The sequence below is a fragment of the Collinsella sp. An271 genome (genome assembly GCF_002159695.1).
GTDB lineage: Bacteria > Actinomycetota > Coriobacteriia > Coriobacteriales > Coriobacteriaceae > Collinsella > Collinsella ihumii.
The window spans coordinates 40,523-57,434 of record NZ_NFJE01000004.1 but is presented as its reverse complement, the minus strand read 5'-3'; the positions used below and the strand labels follow the sequence as shown (position 1 = coordinate 57,434).

At 65.5% G+C, this 16,912-nt stretch carries 14 protein-coding genes; 7 read left to right on the top strand and 7 right to left on the bottom strand.

Going from position 1 to position 16,912, the window contains the following annotated elements; all coding sequences use genetic code 11:
- The first annotated feature begins 227 nt into the window (after positions 1–227).
- Complete coding sequence (locus B5F74_RS04740) at positions 228–1,694, top strand: hypothetical protein (protein ID WP_087200482.1); 1,467 nt, start codon at positions 228–230, stop codon at positions 1,692–1,694.
- A 109-nt stretch (positions 1,695–1,803) separates the two neighbouring features.
- On the opposite strand, the gene B5F74_RS04735 is transcribed toward B5F74_RS04740, so the two are convergent.
- A complete protein-coding gene (locus B5F74_RS04735; protein WP_087200480.1) occupies positions 1,804–2,652 on the bottom strand; it encodes a hypothetical protein in 849 nt (282 codons plus the stop codon).
- 140 nt (positions 2,653–2,792) lie between these two features.
- Positions 2,793–4,310, bottom strand: a complete 1,518-nt coding sequence (locus tag B5F74_RS04730) for an S-layer homology domain-containing protein (protein ID WP_087200477.1) — start codon at positions 4,308–4,310, stop codon at positions 2,793–2,795.
- Positions 4,311–4,700: 390 nt separating this feature from the next.
- Between B5F74_RS04730 and B5F74_RS04725 the strand changes: the two genes are divergently transcribed.
- Together B5F74_RS04725 and B5F74_RS04720 are read left to right on the top strand one after the other, a co-directional pair.
- Positions 4,701–4,952, top strand: a complete 252-nt coding sequence (locus B5F74_RS04725) for an AbrB/MazE/SpoVT family DNA-binding domain-containing protein (protein WP_158095696.1) — start codon at positions 4,701–4,703, stop codon at positions 4,950–4,952.
- Positions 4,953–5,282 (top strand): type II toxin-antitoxin system PemK/MazF family toxin, encoded by a 330-nt coding sequence (locus B5F74_RS04720; protein WP_087200473.1) that lies wholly within the window; start codon positions 4,953–4,955, stop codon positions 5,280–5,282.
- Positions 5,283–5,364: 82 nt separating this feature from the next.
- Here B5F74_RS04720 and ilvC read toward each other — a convergent pair whose 3' ends face one another.
- From ilvC to ilvA, 5 genes are all read right to left on the bottom strand, one after another.
- Positions 5,365–6,360 carry a ketol-acid reductoisomerase gene (ilvC, locus tag B5F74_RS04715; protein WP_066833871.1) on the bottom strand — a complete coding sequence of 332 codons (996 nt, stop codon included), beginning with the start codon at positions 6,358–6,360 and terminating at the stop codon, positions 5,365–5,367.
- A gap of 154 nt (positions 6,361–6,514) precedes the next feature.
- Positions 6,515–7,000: an acetolactate synthase small subunit gene (gene ilvN, locus B5F74_RS04710; protein WP_066834327.1), complete on the bottom strand. Its 486-nt coding sequence runs from the start codon at positions 6,998–7,000 to the stop codon at positions 6,515–6,517.
- 2 nt (positions 7,001–7,002) lie between these two features.
- Positions 7,003–9,069, bottom strand: a complete 2,067-nt coding sequence (gene ilvB / locus B5F74_RS04705) for a biosynthetic-type acetolactate synthase large subunit (protein ID WP_343217546.1) — start codon at positions 9,067–9,069, stop codon at positions 7,003–7,005.
- Positions 9,066–10,730 carry a dihydroxy-acid dehydratase gene (gene ilvD, locus B5F74_RS04700; protein ID WP_087200470.1) on the bottom strand — a complete coding sequence of 555 codons (1,665 nt, stop codon included), beginning with the start codon at positions 10,728–10,730 and terminating at the stop codon, positions 9,066–9,068. Before ilvD ends, ilvB begins: the two co-directional genes overlap by 4 nt.
- A 497-nt stretch (positions 10,731–11,227) precedes the next feature.
- On the bottom strand, positions 11,228–12,448 hold the full coding sequence (gene ilvA / locus B5F74_RS04695; protein WP_087200469.1) for a threonine ammonia-lyase: 1,221 nt from the start codon (positions 12,446–12,448) through the stop codon (positions 11,228–11,230).
- 256 nt (positions 12,449–12,704) lie between these two features.
- On the opposite strand from ilvA, the gene B5F74_RS04690 reads away from it, so the two are divergent.
- From B5F74_RS04690 to B5F74_RS04675, 4 genes are all read left to right on the top strand, one after another.
- Positions 12,705–13,517: an ATP-binding cassette domain-containing protein gene (locus tag B5F74_RS04690; protein WP_087200467.1), complete on the top strand. Its 813-nt coding sequence runs from the start codon at positions 12,705–12,707 to the stop codon at positions 13,515–13,517.
- Positions 13,518–13,713: 196 nt separating this feature from the next.
- A complete protein-coding gene (locus B5F74_RS04685) occupies positions 13,714–14,187 on the top strand; it encodes a universal stress protein (protein ID WP_066833858.1) in 474 nt (157 codons plus the stop codon).
- Between the two features lie 192 nt (positions 14,188–14,379).
- Positions 14,380–14,739, top strand: coding sequence for a desulfoferrodoxin family protein (locus B5F74_RS04680; protein ID WP_066833855.1), 360 nt, complete (start codon positions 14,380–14,382; stop codon positions 14,737–14,739).
- Between the two features lie 161 nt (positions 14,740–14,900).
- Positions 14,901–16,883: a hypothetical protein gene (locus B5F74_RS04675; protein WP_087200465.1), complete on the top strand. Its 1,983-nt coding sequence runs from the start codon at positions 14,901–14,903 to the stop codon at positions 16,881–16,883.
- The last annotated feature ends 29 nt before the right edge of the window (positions 16,884–16,912 follow it).

Genomic DNA, 16,912 nt, shown 5'->3' with positions numbered 1-16,912 from the left:
TCGGTTGGGTGGTTTCCATGTGGATTCGTGTGCTCGGCTTCCTGCGTTGTGCCGAGCTTGATCGTCTCGACGCGTCGCGTACGTGCGCCGACGGGAAGTTTATCCGCTCCTGTTCGGGAACCTGTCGGATGCTCGTCAGGGAGCACGGGTTTTGCGCTGGAGGGTGTCGAGTACCTCTGATGGCACGCGCGTGCATCCGGCATGCGCCTATCAGAAGGAGGAGCACCATGAGCTGCCAACCAACGCATCTACGCCATCAATCGGCATCCAACGGTGTCGGCACGCGCTTGCCGCCGGGGGTGCATCGCGGCGCTCTTGCCGGTCTGACCGGGGAGGAGCGCGAACGGGCTATCATGGAGCATCATGATAGGTACCGCAGTTCATCTGAGCCGGAAACGTATAGGAATAGGAAGCGGTCGTTATATGGATATCATCCTACTCCGGTTGGTGTGCGGAACGTTGGCTGCGTGCCCGATAGCACGTTTGCGAGTTGTCTGCAGAAAGTCAGCAAGGACACCATCGTCCGCCTGCTCGGCGCCATGGGCGTCCGCCGTGTGTCCGCGTTGCGCAAACAGCAGGTTGTCAAGCGGCTGCTGCAGGAGATCGATAAGCTGCCGCAGGCGATCGAGGCGATGCTGACAACGAGTACGGACAGCGAGTTCGAGGGCTTCAAGCTCCTCATGGAGAAGCCTGACGGCATGTTCGTCTTTACCGAAGACGACGGCGTAAGGATCGATGGCCTGGCATCGCTTGAGCCCCTCATCTGGGTGTTCCACTGCAAGGGGGCCTATCATGCCATAATGCCCCAGGAGGTATGGGGCGCCGCCCGCTCGGTCGATATGGAAAAGATTCAAGCGTTGCGCGATCGCACGTGGCAAGTTCCCGTTGCCGCAGAAGTGCTTCGCGAGTTTTGCGGGGTTGCCTCTATAGACGATGTCATATGGTGCTGCAAGGAGCTGTACGGGTTCGAGCCGAGCAAGCAGGATGTCGTGACAAGCCTGAGGTCTCATTCCCTGGGGCGTAGTGATTGGGAGTGCGGTAGCGCACGATATTACTATTGCTGGCCGAATGATACGCCATCTGAAGACGGCTTTGTCGTCCACCGTCACCTGACGGATGCCTACGCGGATGACGTTGCGAGAAGTCGCGCCAACTGGCATCGCCGTGCGGTCCCGTATAGAGCCCGGGTTGCTTGGGCAGACGGGGAGCCGGCAACGTCGGACTACGCTTCATTCCAATCAAAGGAGCGCTCGGCACGAGACGGGCTGATTCGGAGGTTGCTGAGCGATAGGAGTCAGGGGATCGTGCCTGCTCATCCGGTGTTCGATTCGGCACTTGCGAGTCTGGGAGCTCCCCGTTGGGTGGGAAGTTTGCCGGAGATGGTCGCCGTCATCTCCTGGCTGGACGAGCATGTGCCAAACGATAAGGACGATTACGAATATGCTGATGACATTGCGGATGCGCTCGTATACGGCAGGCATGATTCGCCCAATCCGTTCTATATGCTGCAGATTGCCTGGCAGCACGGTCTATTCTCCCACACGTACGATTCCGGAGAGCTCATCAGGTTGCTCGTCGACCTTGAGAGCGTGCTGCCCAGCTGGAGGCTGAACGGCTGGTCGCCGCGCGCATACCATGAGTGGCTTGCCGAGACGAAGGCCGATGCGACCGAAGAGGTCGACCGCGCCGCATAGTACTTGTGTGCAGCGACCGTCTGTTGGCGGATGAGAAAAGCGCGGGCCCCGATGCCATATAGCATCGGGGCCCGCGTCTGAAGATCGCGTCGGAGCGTATCGGGAGATGTTACGGCCTGCAGTTCTTGCAGGGTTCGTATCCTGCCGCGATAGCGGCGTCGCGCGACATGGCGCGCACGCTGTGGCCTGAGGTCGACGGGCACGAGGCGCGATGGAACTTCTTGCCCGACGGCGTGACGTAGACGGTTTCCACCGCAGGCTCGCTTGGCTGCTCGGGCTGCGTCTGCTGCTGGAGCGCGCCGGTAGCGGGATCGAAGTAGTAAGACGTGCCATCGATGGTTCGCCAACCGTAAACCATGCGGCCTGTGGTCGTGTCGTAGTACACGCGCTTGCCGGGAAGGTCCTTCCAGCCGTACTGGACCGCGCCCGTCGTATCGTCGAAGTACATCCAGCCCGGCTCGTCGCCGTGGGAGCCGTCTATGTAGCGCTCGCCGTGGGCCATCTGGCCGGTCACGTAGTCGTAGAACACCCACTTGCCTCCGTTGGAGGGCACGTAGGTGAAGCCCTTGAGCATCTCTCCGGTCACGGGGTCGAAGTAGTACCAGCCACCGTAGCGGAAGTCCTCGCCCTTGACCATGTGGCCCTCCGCGTCGTAGCGCACCCACTTGCCGCGCGTGCGGTCGTCGTTGGAGACCGGCACGAAGACGTCCTTGTCCCGGGCCATGGTCCCGTCGGCGTCGAACCAGTACCACGCGTTCGACTCGGGGTCGTAGACCTGCTTGTCGCGGGCCATGACGCCGTCGTCGTACCAGTAGCGCTCGCCGCCCACCTCGTCCCAGCCGTTCTGGGGCGCGGCGAGGGCGACGGCGGGCACGGCGGTCATCGCCACCATGCAGAGCGCCATCAGGCACCCCATCACGCGCGTCTTTACAGATCCGAACACATGCCGATTCTGCATCCCTGCTCCTTTCTGACCAAATTGCCCCGGTCCTTCCGTCACCGGGTTTGCACGGTACGTTCTATTATAGGACCCCCGCATTGCGCATATCATGGGCGGGCCGAACGGTAACAATGGCACCGCGTGCTGGCAGGAAGCCGCTAGATGATGGCCAGCTCCTCGATGGCGCGGACGATGAACGCGCCGCCTTCGGCCCTCGTGCAGGGGTCTTGCGGGCGCAGACGCCCGCCACTGCCCACGATGAGACCGATCTCGAGGCTCTCGAGCATGCTGCCGCGCGCCCAGGACGACGTGCCGGCGCTATCGGCGTACGAATCGAAGAGCGCTTGCGTGTCGCGGTCGACGTCGATTTCCGTATCGGTCATGCGCAGCAGCATGACCACGATCTGCTCACGCGTGACCGGGTCGTTCGGTTTGAACCGGCGTCCCTCGGCCGTATCGACCCCTGCGATGAGCCCGGATTCAATAGCCCAGTTCGCGGCGCCGGTGTACCACTGTCGGGACTCGACGTCGGGCATGCCCGTCTCGTTTACCGTGTTTTCCTGTCGGTAGGCCGCGCTGGCGGTGGGCTCGAGGTATCGCCACATGATGGTGGCGAACTGCGCGCGGGTGAGCGGATCGTTGGGCGCGAAGCGCGTCTCGCTCACGCCCAGGATGAGGCCGTGCTCCACCACGTACTCGATAACACCGCTGGTCACGAACCAATCGTCTGCCGTCATGTCGCGGAAGCGGTACGGGGGCTCGACGGGGCCGTCGTAGGAGACCCAGCGCCAGTTCTCGTAGCGGGTGTCGGTGCAGGATGGGGTCGGCGTCCAATCGTGGTGACCGCGCCCGCGCGTGCGCATCGTGGCATCCGAGAGCATGAAGTAGGTGGTCTCCACCGCATCGTGGAACCCGCCGTCCTGACCGGTGCTGAAGCTCACGGGATCGTCCCACGTGACGTCGACGTGGTAGTTGTTGCCGTATATCGTGACGACGTTCCAGGCGTGGTTCATGGCGTCCGACGAGACGATGGTCGAATCGATCCCGACCTGTTCGAGCAGATACTCGTATGCCTCGGCATATCCGTTGCAGACTGCCCGCCCGAGCACGAGCGCGCCGTAGGCGGTGTATGACTCGGCGGGGATGGTGCCGGCAGCGTAGTTGTGGTAGTCGTAGACGCATGTGCGGACCAGATAGTCGTGCAGGGCCTTCGCCTTGTCGTAGTCCGACTCCATATTGTACCCGACCCAGGTGAGCGCCTCGTCCACCGCTGCGGCGAGCTCGGTGCGCATCGTCTGAATCTGCGACGTGGGCCAGTCGTAATGGAGCTCGATGTTCGTCACCGCGCCGTCGATGTGCCAGATGGTGACCGTGCCGAGGTAGAACAGGTCGTGCCGGGTGTTCCGGACGAGCGCGATGGCGCTGTGGACCTGTTCGAGCGTGGCGCCGTAGGAGGAAAGGTCGAGGCCGTCCTGCAACGCGTCGACCCCCTGCGCGATCGCTCGGGCGAGCTGTTCCTCCTTGGTGTCGAGCATCTCGATGGAGCCCTCGCGTGCGGCAAGGTCGCGAAGGATGACGATTTCTGCCTGCGGCGTCTGCCCGCAGGCGATTGCGGGCTGCGCACAGGCGAGCAACAGCATGATGGCGAGCACGAACCGAGACAGCAACCGTGACATGACCCGACCTCCACGGAGACGCTTCGTTCAGTGTTGCTTCCATCATATGTCCCGCGGGCAGTCTATGGGGTGTCAAAAGATTTCAGTCGGCGAGTGGCAGGGCAGGGCCGCATGCGGTTTCTCTGATGATGGCGCGGCGGTTGCGGGGACGAGGCGCGTCATGGGTCCCTTCGGGCGCGTATCGCTTCTGCGTGCCTGCCGTGTCGGGAAACGGGAAGATGGTGCCCGGTGGACTGTTTGGCGCATGTGGGGCTTCAAGGGACAGGTTCGTGTTCAAGGGGAGTAGTCTCGTCTGGCTCTATCGCGACAACCGGAAGGGGACGCACTATGCCTGCACACACGGCTATACTAAGTCTAAACAACACCTTCGATGTTGGGAGGCCGATACGCATGCCGACTTCGACATTGACCAAATGGGGCAACAGTCAGGGGATCATCCTGCCCAAATCCATCTGCGAGGCCCTGGGCCTGTCCTGTGGCGACAAGGTCGACCTGGAGGTTGCAGACGGCGAGCTCCGCGTGCGCCCGGCGCGCAAGTCCTACACGATTCAGGCGCTGCTCGCCGACTACGACGGCCCCGGTCCCGAGCCCGTGGACTACTGGGAGGGCTGGGGAGGCCCCGTCGGTAAGGAGGTGTGGTAAATGAATTACCGGCAGGGGGATATCGTCTTCGATCGTTATCCCGATCCTATTGGGCATGATCCCGCGGGGTCGCGCCCCGCTCTTGTCGTGAGTGACGATTTCTTCAACATGTCGACATCGATGACGCTGCTGTGCCCTATCACCTCATCCGCACATGTCTTTCCGCTTCATATCGACCTGCCGTCCGGACTGGGCGTGAGCGGAAAAGTCGCCACCGAGCAACTCCGTGCTTTTGATTTGAATCATCGCTCACCGAAGGTCATCGACCATCTCGACCCGGCGTCGGAGACGATGCGCGCTGTGCTGGAGTGCGTGAAGTCTTTCTTCTGAGCGGGTATCGGGCGCAAAAGCGGGAGCCCCGCCTTCCCGAGGGGAGGGCGGGGCTCCTGTCATGCGGCGATATCGCGCTGCCTTACTTCTTGATCCAGCTGAACATGGAACGGATCTTCTCGCCGGTCTTCTCGATCTCGTGCTCGTTGATCTTCTCGCGCTGCTCGAGCAGCCACTTGTGGCCGTTGGCGCAGTCGTCCACGAACTCCTGGGCGAAGGAGCCGTCCTGGATGCGCGCCAGGATCTGCTTCATAGCCGCGCGGCTCTCCTCGTTGATGACCTTCGGGCCGGCGTAGTACTCGCCGTACTCCGCCGTGTTGGAGATGGAGTAGTTCATGAAGTGGATGCCGCTCTCGTACATGAGGTCGACGATCATCTTCATCTCGTGGTAGCACTCGAAGTACGCGAGCTCGGGCGGATAGCCCGCCTCGGTCAGGGTCTCGAAGCCGGCCTTGACGAGCTCGACGAGGCCGCCGCAGAGCACGGCCTGCTCGCCGAACAGGTCCTCCTCGGTCTCCTCCTTGAAGGTGGCCTTGATGATGCCGGAGCGGGCACCGCCCACGCCCCAGCAGTAGGCGAGCGCGATATCCCAGGCGTTGCCGGTCGCGTCCTGCGCCACGCAGGCCAGATCGGGCACGCCGGAGCCCTCGACGAACTGACGGCGCACGATGTGGCCGGGGCCCTTGGGCGCGCACATGATGACGTTCACGTCCTCGGGAGCCTTGATGTAGCCGAAGTGGATGTTGAAGCCGTGGGCGAAGGCCAGGGTGTCGCCGGGCTTCAAGTGGGCGGCGATGTGGTCCTCATAGACCTTGGGCTGGGTCTCGTCGGGAACGAGCATCATGATGATGTCGGCTTCCTCGGCCGCGGTGTCCATGTCGCAGACCTTGAGGCCGGCCTCTTCGGCCTTCGCCCAGGAGCTGGAGCCCTCACGCAGGCCGACGCGCACGTCGCAGCCCGAATCGAGCAGGTTGAGCGCATGGGCGTGGCCCTGGGAGCCGTAGCCGATGATGGCGATCTTCTTGTCCTGGATGACCTTGGGATCGCAGTCGCTCTCGTAATAGATCGTAACAGCCATGGTTGTTCTCCTTAAGGTTGGTGGCTGGTGTTACCTGGTGATGCGCCGTGGACTTTTCGGGACAGGTGCTTTTTTCTCATGTCCCGAAAAGCGCTGGCATTACGGTGTCCGTTCGGGACATGAGAAAAAAGCACCTGTCCCGAAAAGTCCATGCCTATGAGTCGCGGGCGCCGCGGCTCATAGCGATCTTGCCGGTGCGGGTGAGCTGGCGGATGCCGTAGCTGCGGAAGAGGTCCTCCATGGCGTCCAGCTTGCTCTGGGTGCCGGTGGCCTCGACCGTGAGCGAGTTCTTGCCCACATCGACGATGTTGGCGCGGAAGATGTTGGCGATCTCGATGATCTCGTGGCGCCGGTCGGGGGTCGCGATGACCTTGAACAGCACGAGCTCGCGCTCGATGGCGTCTTCGAACGTGAGGTCCGAGATCTTGTAGACGGAGACGAGCTTGTGCAGCTGCTTGGTGATCTGCTCGTAGCCCACCTCGTCCGCCTCGACGATGATGGTCATGCGGCTCATCGTGACGTCCTCGGTGGGCGCGACGGTGAGCGAGTCGATGTTGAAGCCGCGGCGGGAGATGAGGCCGGTGACGCGCGAGAGGACGCCCGGCTTGTTCTCAACGAGGACCGACAGGATGTACTTCACGGTCACTCGCCTCCTTTCTTGCCCGATTCGTCCGCAACGAAGTCGGCGGTGGCGCCCGCCACGCGCGTGTCGGCGTCGGTGTCGGATAACGGCAGGGGCTCGGCCACGGTGCCCGCGGTCTTGCCGGCGGGACTCATGCCCTTCTCGGTTACGCGCACGCCTCCGAGCGTCACGTCGATGGCGCCGATGATGTCGTCGATGGCGGCACCCGGGGCGACCATGGGGTAGACGGTCTGGTTGGTGGGGATGACCACGTCGAGCAGGTAGGGGCAGTCGGCGTCGAGCATGCGGTCGAGCGCCTCGTCGACCTGGTCGGGATGGTTGATGCGCTCGCCCTGCCAGCCGTAGGCCTCGGCCAGCTTGACGAAATCGGGGTTCGCCGTGAACTCGGTGCACGAGTAGCGCTCGTGGTAGAACAGGCGCTGCCACTGGTGGACCATGCCCAGCGCGTTGTTGTCGATCAGCAGGACCTTGACCGCCACGCCGTTGCCGATGGCGGTCGCCATCTCCTGGATGTTCATCTGGATGCTGCCATCGCCCGCGATGCAGACGACCTGCGCGTCCGGGCGCCCGATCTTGGCGCCGATGGCCGCGGGGAACCCGAAGCCCATGGTGCCCAGGCCGCCGCTCGAGATGAACGTGCGCGACTCCTCGCGATGGATGTGCTGGTGCGCCCACATCTGGTGCTGGCCGACCTCGGTGGTGACGACGCTGGCGTGCGGGTCGAGCTTGGCGGACAGCTTCTCGAGCACGATCTCGGGCGCGATGCGGTCCGGGTAGTCGGCGAAGTCGGTCGTGTAGAACGGCCAGCGCTCGCGCCATTCGTAGCACGTCCGGACCCATTCGTCCGAAACCGGTTCGGCGCCCACCTTGGCGATGCGCTCGTTGATGGCGGCGACGACCACGCGCGCATCGCCCACGATGGGGACCTGCGGGTCGCGGACCTTGCCGATCTCGGCGGGGTCGATATCGATGTGGATGACCTTGGCGTGCGGCGCGAACTCGGAGAGCTTGCCGGTCACGCGGTCGGAGAAGCGCGCGCCCACGGCGATGATGAGGTTGCACTCGGTCATGGCCATGTTGGCGTACTTGGAGCCGTGCATGCCCACGGGCCCGAGGTTCAGCGGGTTGGAGCAGGGGACGGCCGCCTTGCCGATCAGCGTGGTGACCACGGGGATCTGCATGGTCTCGGCGAGCTCGACGACCTCGTCGCACGCATGGCTCGTCACGCAGCCGCCGCCGACCAGAAGCAGCGGGCGCGTGCTGTGGGCGATGAGCTCGACCGCCTGGCGCACCTGCTTGGCGTTGCCCTTGTACGTGGGTCGGTAGCTGGGGATATCGATCTTGTCCGGATAGTGGAAGACCATCTGCTCGCCGGCGAGGTCGCTCGGGATGTCGATGAGCACGGGGCCGGGGCGCCCCGTCGAGGCGATGTAGAACGCCTCGCGGAACGTGCGCGTGAGGTCGTCGTTGGACTGCAGCAGGAAGCTGTGCTTGACCACGGGCATGGTGATGCCCACGATGTCGGCCTCCTGGAAGGCGTCGGTGCCGATGACGCCGCGCGTGACCTGGCCGGAGATGACCACGAGCGGCACGGAGTCCATGTAGGCGGTGGCGATGCCCGTGACCGTGTTCGTGGCGCCCGGGCCGCTCGTCACCAGGACCACGCCCACGCGACCGGTCGCGCGCGCGTAGCCGTCCGCCTCGTGGACCGCGCCCTGCTCGTGGCGGGCGAGGATGTGGCGGATCTTGGTCGAGTCGTACAGCGCGTCGTACATCTTGATGGCCTGGCCGCCGGGGTAGCCGAAGACCGTGTCGACGCCCTCGGCCTCGAGGCTCGCGATGATGGCCTGTGCGCCGGTCATGGTCTTGCCCTCGTGCTCGGTGCCGCTGCCCGGGCCGAAGGGCTCGCCGGAGATGGCGCGCGCCTTGCGGGCGAGCCTCGCCTCGCGGCTCATGTCGGTGACGCGCGCGGCGCCGCTGGCGCTCGAGCAGCGGTGCTGGCGGATGTCGTCGGGCATGTCTGGCGTTCGCGGGCTGCCCGCCAGGGGCATGGTGCTGTTCGTCATGAGAGGTACGCCCCCTTGTCTGCGCTGGTGACGAGCTTCGCGTAGCGCGAGAGCACGCCGGTGGTGTACTTGGGCGCGGGCGGCTGCCATGCGGCGCGGCGCGCCTCGAGCTCGTCGTCGGACAGGCGCACGTCGAGCTTGCCCGCCTCGATGTCGATATCGATGATGTCGCCTTCCTGGATCAGCGCGATGGGGCCGCCCGCTGCGGCCTCGGGGCTCACGTGCCCGATGCACGGGCCCTTGCTCGCGCCGGAGAAGCGGCCGTCGGTGATGAGCGCCACGGACTTGTCGAGGCCCATGCCGCAGATGACGCTCGTGGGCGTGAGCATCTCGCGCATGCCCGGGCCGCCGGCGGGTCCCTCGTAGCGGATGACCACGACGTCGCCGGGGTTGATCTTGCCGCCGAGGATGGCCTCGCAGGCGGTCTCCTCGGAATCGAAGACGCGGGCGGGGCCGGAGTGCCTGTACATCTCGGGCGCGCAGGCGCTGCGCTTGACGACGCCGCAGTCGGGCGCGAGGTTGCCGCGCACGACCTTGAGGCCGCCGATGGGGGAGTAGGCGTTCTCGACGGTGCGGACGATCTCGCCGTCGGGTTCGGGGCACGCCTCGATCCAGTCCCTCATGCACCCGTGGCACGTGCAGGCCTCCTCGCGCAGCAGTCCGGCGCGGCCGAGCACGCCGATGATGGCGGGGATGCCGCCCACGGCGTTCAGGTCCTCGATGTGCAGCGGGCCCGCTGGCGCGATGCGCACGATGTTCGGGGTCTTGTCTGACACGCGGTCCCAGTCCTCCATCGTCACGGGGCAGCCCGCCGCGTGCGCGATGGCCGTGAGGTGCAGCATCGTGTTCGTGGAGCCGCCGAAGGCCATGTCGAGCACCATGCCGTTGTAGACGGAGGCCTCGTTGATGATGTCGAGGGCGCGGATGCCCTTGTCGAGAAGGTCCATCACCTTCATGCCCGTGCGCTTGGCCAGGCGGATGCGCTCGGAGAAGACCGCGGGCACGGTGCCGTTGCCGGGAAGGGCAAGGCCCAGCGCCTCGGCGAGGCAGCAGATGGAGTTCGCGGTGAACATGCCCGAGCAGCTGCCGCAGGTGGGGCAGGCGGTGTTCTCGAGCCATGCGCACTCCTCGGGCGTCATGGTGCCGGCGGTGACCTGGCCCACGGCGTCGAACAGGGTGTTCAGGTCGGTCTGGTTGCCGCACTTGTCGCGCCCGGCGAGCATGGGGCCGCCGGAGACGAGCATGGTGGGGATGTTCAGGCGGCACGCGGCGATAAGCATGCCGGGGACGATCTTGTCGCAGCTGGGGATGAGGACCATGGCGTCGAACTGGTGGCCCTGGATGGCGCATTCGACCGAGTCGGCGATGACCTCGCGGCTCGTGAGGGAGTAGCGCATGCCCTCATGGTTCATGGCGATGCCGTCGCACACGCCGATGGTGTTGACCTGCAGCGGCGTTCCGCCCGCGAGCCGTATGCCCGCCTTGACGGCGTCGGCGATCTGCTGCAGGTGGATATGGCCGGGGATCACTTCGTTTTGGGCGGACACGACCGCGACGAGCGGTCGCTCGAGCTCCTCGTCGGTCAACCCGTCGGCTTTCAGAAGGCTTCTGTGGGGCGCTCGCGCCAGCCCCTTCTTGATGGCATCGCTTCTCAGTTGCATCCGTCCCCCTCGCTATCGCAGTGTTGGATACCAGGATGTGCGAAGACGGAGGTGCTACCCTGCAAGGATGCCTGTCACGGCGGCTTCCGGCGCAGCGTACTTGCGTCTCGTGCTGATACGGGGATCGCCCGTCCGCCGATACGCGTTCGGCTTGGCTGCTCGAGGGTATGTTCCCGACCGCACGCCACGGGTTCTCACGCTGCCCGCTCGCTGTGGTGCGTCCGTCCGGTACTCGCCCTGTCGTCGCATTTCCTAAGTTGCTCTACTATGCTACAGTGCGACCTGCGCAAGCAAGCGATTTTTTGTAAACATCTCGTTACTCGGCCAAAGACCCCGTACAGCCGGTAAACGGCCTTATGCAAATCGGGGACGTGCCTGTTGCGTGCATGTATGCACGCAACAGGCACGTCCCCGATTTGCATAAGGTGGGGAGGGGCGGCGGGCCGGAAGCGTCCGGCCCGCCGCCCTTATGAGATCCGTGTTGTCGGCTGTTTGCGCTACAGCATCGTCTGGCTGGCGTGCGGCTCGAAGCCGGCGGCGCGCAGCGCGTCGATGATCTGCTGCTTGTGCTCCGTGCCGTAGGCCTCGATGGTCACGCGCAGCTCCACCGCCGCGTTGCGGTTGGTGCTCACGAACTGGTTGTGCTCGAGCTTGATGACGTTGCCGTTCTGCTCGGCGATGGCGTTCGCCACGCGCACGAGCATGCCGGGGCGGTCGGGCAGAAGCACGCTCACCGTGAAGATGCGGTCGCGCTGGATGAGGCCGTGCTGGACGACGGAGGACATGGTGATGACGTCCATGTTGCCGCCGGACAGGATCGACACGACGCGCTTGTTCGCCGCCGGGAGGTGCTTCAGCGCGGCGACGGTGAGCAGGCCGGAGTTCTCCACGATCATCTTGTGGTTCTCGACCATGTCGAGGAACGCGACGATGAGCTCCTCGTCGGGCACCGTGATGACCTCGTCGAGGTTCTGCTCCAGATAGGGGAAGACCTCGTCGCCGACCTCGAGCACGGCGGTGCCGTCGGCGATGGTGTTCGCGCTGGGGAGCTTGACCGGACGGGAGGCCTCGAGCGCCGCGGTGAGGCTCGCGGCCCCCTCGGGCTCGACGCCGATCACGCGGATCTTGGGGTTGTAGAGCTTGGCGAACGTCGAGACGCCGCAGGCGAGGCCGCCGCCGCCCACGGGGACCAGGATGGTGTCGACGAGCGGCAGCTCCTGGACGATCTCCATGGCGATGGTGCCCTGGCCGGTGGCGACGACCGGGTCGTTGAAGGGGTGGATGAACGTGTAGCCGTGCTCCTCGGCGAGCTTGAGGGCGTGGTCGCACGCCTCGTCGTAGACGTCGCCGTGCAGCACGACCTCGGCGCCGTACTGCTTGGTGCGCTCGACCTTGATGAGCGGGGTCGTCGTCGGCATGACGACCACCGACTTGGCGCCCGCGCGGGTGGCCGCGTAGGCGACGCCCTGCGCATGGTTGCCGGCGCTCGCGGTGATGAGGCCGCGGTCGAGCTCCTCGGGCGTGAGCGTCGAGATCTTGTAGTAGGCGCCGCGGACCTTGTAGGCGCCCGTGCGCTGCATGTTCTCGGGTTTGAAGAACACGCGGTTGCCGGTCGCCTGGCTGAAGTACGGGCTCTCGACGAGCTCGGTCTTCTGGGTGACCTCTTTGACCTTGGCGGAGGCCTCCTCGAATGCGTCCAGCGTGAGCATATCGGTCATAGCGTGCGCCCCTCTTCTTAATTCCCATGGATGTGCTTTTGCGTTGTAAAGTATCACGTTCTCGGAGGCGGCGCAACGCGGGCCCGGTGCTTGGGGAACCTTTGGGGACAGTCCCTTTTTGTTCGCGACGGCGCACGTGCGCCGTCGCGAACAAAAAGGGACTGTCCCCAAAAGCTCAAATCTCGTTTCGGCCCTTTTCGCGTGGGGGCGCTTGGCGTAGCATAGCCAAAACATCCGTGCGGAAATGAGGTCGACTATGGAGACGAAAGCTTGCGAGCGGGCGGCAGCCCCCTTGTTCCAGCTGCGCGATGCGCAGGTCGTGCGCGGGGGACGCACCATTTTGTCGGTCGACCGCTTCGATTTGGCCGAAGGCGAGCACGTGGCGCTGCTTGGTCCCAACGGCGCCGGCAAGTCGACGTTCATCCAGCTGCTCACGCGCGAGGTGTTCCCGCTCCATCGGGATGAGCCGCCCATGCGCTTCCGAGGCCAGGCCCGCCCGCTGCTCTCCGACATCAAGCAGGCGCTCGGCATCGTGTCCGCCACGATGCACGACCAGGTGCGCGTGCACCTGCCGGTCGTCGACATCGTGTGCGGCGGCCAGTTCGGCACGCTGGGCCTGCCGCGCCACGTGGACGTGGACGACGCGGTCCGCGCCAAGGCGCTCGAGGCGCTCGATCGGCTGGGCATCGTCGACCTCTCCGAGCGCGACGTGATGACGCTGTCGACGGGCCAGGTGCGCCGCGTGCTGGTCGCCCGCGAGCTCATGAGCGACCCGAGCATCCTGATCTTCGACGAGCCCTGCACGGGCCTCGACCCCGAGGGCATGTACCACGTGCGCAACACCATGCGCCTGCTCGCCGAGGAGGGCCGCTCGGTGGTGCTCGTCACGCACTATCCCGAGGACATCATCCCCGCCATCGACCGCGTGCTGCTGATCAAGGACGCCCAGGTGTTCGCCGACGGCCCCAAGCGCGAGCTTCTGAACAGCCGGACCATGAGCGACCTGTTCGGCGTCCCGCTGGAGGTCGAGCAGCACGAGGGCTGGTACGCCCTGCGCGGCCGCTACTAGCGCGCATGGCGGCCCCGTGCAAATCGGGGACGTACCTGCCGCGTGCATACATGCACGCGGCAGGTACGTCCCCGAATTTGCACGGGGCCGCTTGGGGGCCGATTTGCGCCGTTGCCGGCGCGGGCGCCGGCCGCATCCGCGGGGCGGGTATAAAGGCGGGTGAGGTCCGTGTTCGTTCGCGAGGGAAGGAGCGCCTATGTTCTTCAAGAACGTGTTGGTTCCCTATGACGAGTCCGATCATGCGAGAAGCGCGCTGCATATCGCCTTCGGGATGGTGGGCGACGACCCGGATGCCACGGTCCACGTGATCTCGGTCGTGTCGTTCAACGCCGTGTCGATGCCCATGCTCGCCGGCGGCGCCTTCGACGACTCGTCCATCATGGCCAGCTCGGTGGACTACGACAGCATGATGGGCGCCATCGTCCATCGCGTGCGCGCCGACATCCAAAACGTCGTGGACGACGCCCTCGACAACGCGCAGTGCAAGATCGTGACCAACGCGAAGGTCGCGAATTCCCCGGTCGAGGGAATCGCCGAGTACGTGTCCGACCACGGCATCGACCTGGTCGTCATGGGTAGGCGCGGCCTGGGCGCCCTGCGCGGCATGCTCGGCAGCGTGAGCTTCGGCGTGCTGCGCTCGGTCGACGTTCCGGTGCTGACGGTCAAGTAGGCTCCGAGAGTCACCGATCGGTTCAATCCGCGCCACCGTGCTGCGCGGCGCGAGCGCAACGACCAGGGGTTTCTTGAGGCCGCCTTCGCCAATCCGTCCTCACTTGTGGGCAAACCGCGTCCGGTGTATGCCCGTCGTTCGCGTGGGCATAATAAGCCCGAGTGAACGAACGACGAAACGAAGGGAGCCGACATGGCTACGTTCTATAAGGATGAGAACGGCAATTTCCTGGCGAACATCAAGGGCGAGGCGGTGCCCGAGGGCTTCACCGCGCTCGAGCCCAACACGGTGGACGCCGCAACCGAGAAGCACGTCCCCTCTGTCGACCTGCAGCGCGACGGGCACATCATCCATGTGCAGATCGGCGAGGTCGAGCACCCCATGGTCGAGGAGCACTACATCGAGTGGGTGGCGCTCGAGGCCGATGACCGTCTCGAGGTCCACTATCTCAAGCCCGGCCAGACGCCGGTCACGTTCTTTGCCGGCGGCATGAAGTCCGGTACCATCTATGCGTACTGCAACCTGCATGGTCTGTGGAGCGCGAAGTTCTAAGCATGTAGCATCCCGTCGCCACCTGCGGCGGGGGATCGCCGCGTGCCGTGCAAAGAAGGGCCGTCCCGTGCGGGCGGCCCTTCGCTTATTGTCGCGCGCTCGCCTACGGGCGGGCGTCGAGCGGCTATCATGGATGCAGTGATGTGATGAGGGGATATCCGATGAAGCTTGCGTTGGCGCAGATCGATATGCGCCTTGGAGACATAGAGGGCACGTGCGCGCGGATCGCCGACCAGGCGGAGCTCGCCGCGCGCGCCGGTGCGAACCTGCTGTGCGCGCCGGTCCCGCTGTTCGGCGGCATGCAGCCGACGACGCTCGTTGACTATCCCAACTACGAGAACGACCTGGTGGGCGGTCTTGCCGATGTGGCCCGGAGGGTGGAGCACCTCGGCGTCGACTGTCTGGTTCCCGCGGTGGTCGCCATCGAGCAGACCCCCTTCGTGGAGGCGTTTCTGCTGCGCGAGGGCCGCGTGCTGCCGCTGCGCACCATGTTCTCCCTGCGCACGGGAAGGTTCGATGTCGGCGTGTGGGAGCCGGCGGTCTTCGACGTCGCGGGTTCGCGCGTGGCCGCCGTCTTCGACCTGGAGCGCGACATGCCGCAGCTGCCGCGCGGATGCGACGTGGCGATTTATTTCCAGATGAGCGGCTTCAACGCCTACAACGAGGAGACCTGCGCGGTGGCGGGCGTGGCCGACGGGCACTTCACCGAGGTCGCGTCCCAAAACGGCGTGTGGCTCGCCTGCATGGCGCCGGTCGGCGCGTTCGACGAGACGGTCTACACGGGCGGGTCGTTCGTGATGGACGATTCGGGCCGCGTCGTCGCCTGCTCGCCGTGCTTTGAGGAGGACCTGCTGATCCAGGAGGTCAGCCGCGGCGTGATCGTGCCGGCGCTCGATGCGCACGAGCTGCCGCGCTTCTTCCGCGAGGAGTGGATCTGGGAGGCGCTTCGCCTGCATGTGCGCGACACGGTGCAGGCGAGCGGCCGTGCGCGCGCGGCGCTGGCGCTCGAGGGCGATCTTCCGTCGAGCCTGCTCGCCGTGCTCGCCGTCGACGCGCTCGGCCCGCGCAACGTGGTCGGCGTGGCGTTCGAGCGCTCCGATGTGTTCACCCCGCAGCAGGAGGCGCAGGAGCGCGAGCGCATGGAGTGCGTCAGACAGCTCGCCGCCAATCTGAACATCCGGCTGGTCGAGCGCTCCCAGGGCGATATCTCGCGCTGGATGGACCGCGACGTCCCCGCGCGCGACGCGGGGCGCCTGCGGATCGGCATCGACGCGCTGTACCTGGCGGACGTGGCGCACGAGATGGACGCCTGCATGCTGTCGTCGCTCACCAAGACCGACGCGGCGCTCGCGCCCGCCGCCGCGTTGAGCTCCGGCGCGTCCCTTGCCGTGGACGCCCCGTTCGGCGACGTCTACCTGACATCGCTCGAGTTCCTCGCCCGCTACCGCATGCGGGTCTCGTCGGTGCTGCCGCCTTCGGTCGTCACGCTCGAGGCGGTTGCCGAGCGCATGGGGCTGATCCTTGCGCACGCGATCATGTCGTGCCGCGAGGACCCCGTCTACACGGAGCGCATGGCGCAGCTTCTGGCGACGCTCGAACCCACGCAGATTGACGGCGCGCTCGAGGCGCATGTTGACCGCAACCGGGTGCTGGAGGAGCTTCCGCTGTACAAGACCTCGCCGGAAGGGGCCGCCATCCTGCTCATGCTGACGAGGCGGGCGGAGATGGCGCGCCGCGCGCTGCCCATGATCCCGGCGGTGTCCCCGCGCTCGTTTGGCGAGCGCATCTGGCCCGCCATGCTCAGCTGGTCCGATCTGGGCCGTCATGGGGAGGAGCCCCGCACGGTGGTCGACGTCGCCCGCGAGGGCGTCAAGCACGTCGAGTCGCTCGGCGAGGCGCACAGCGAGCGGGTGCGTGGCGAGATCCTCGGCCTTCTGGGAAACCTACTCGGCCTGTCTCCCGAGCAGCAGGAGGAGCTCATGAGCGAAGAGGGCCAGCAGCGCATGCGCGAGAACATGGAGCGCTTCGAGAGCAGCCTGCGGTCCATGCTGAACTCCGCTTCCGACGGGCAGGTGCCCGATGCGGACGCCCAGCAGGCGTTCGGCAGCCATATCAGGCAGTACCCCTTCTTCTCCCAGAACTGATGCCGCCCCGCGAGGTGCGCCTCCCATGC

Excerpts from the sequence above, each read along its gene's own strand:
- B5F74_RS04735 (WP_087200480.1), bottom strand. The coding sequence starts at position 2,652 with ATGCAGAATCGGCATGTGTTCGGATCTGTAAAGACGCGCGTGATGGGG.
- ilvC (WP_066833871.1), bottom strand. The coding sequence starts at position 6,360 with ATGGCTGTTACGATCTATTACGAGAGCGACTGCGATCCCAAGGTCATC.
- B5F74_RS04675 (WP_087200465.1), top strand. The coding sequence starts at position 14,901 with ATGAAGCTTGCGTTGGCGCAGATCGATATGCGCCTTGGAGACATAGAG.
- B5F74_RS04680 (WP_066833855.1), top strand. The coding sequence starts at position 14,380 with ATGGCTACGTTCTATAAGGATGAGAACGGCAATTTCCTGGCGAACATC.
- ilvA (WP_087200469.1), bottom strand. The coding sequence starts at position 12,448 with ATGACCGATATGCTCACGCTGGACGCATTCGAGGAGGCCTCCGCCAAG.
- B5F74_RS04730 (WP_087200477.1), bottom strand. The coding sequence starts at position 4,310 with ATGTCACGGTTGCTGTCTCGGTTCGTGCTCGCCATCATGCTGTTGCTC.
- B5F74_RS04720 (WP_087200473.1), top strand. The coding sequence starts at position 4,953 with ATGAATTACCGGCAGGGGGATATCGTCTTCGATCGTTATCCCGATCCT.
- B5F74_RS04740 (WP_087200482.1), top strand. The coding sequence starts at position 228 with ATGAGCTGCCAACCAACGCATCTACGCCATCAATCGGCATCCAACGGT.
- ilvD (WP_087200470.1), bottom strand. The coding sequence starts at position 10,730 with ATGCAACTGAGAAGCGATGCCATCAAGAAGGGGCTGGCGCGAGCGCCC.
- B5F74_RS04690 (WP_087200467.1), top strand. The coding sequence starts at position 12,705 with ATGGAGACGAAAGCTTGCGAGCGGGCGGCAGCCCCCTTGTTCCAGCTG.
- B5F74_RS04725 (WP_158095696.1), top strand. The coding sequence starts at position 4,701 with ATGCCGACTTCGACATTGACCAAATGGGGCAACAGTCAGGGGATCATC.
- B5F74_RS04685 (WP_066833858.1), top strand. The coding sequence starts at position 13,714 with ATGTTCTTCAAGAACGTGTTGGTTCCCTATGACGAGTCCGATCATGCG.
- ilvB (WP_343217546.1), bottom strand. The coding sequence starts at position 9,069 with ATGACGAACAGCACCATGCCCCTGGCGGGCAGCCCGCGAACGCCAGAC.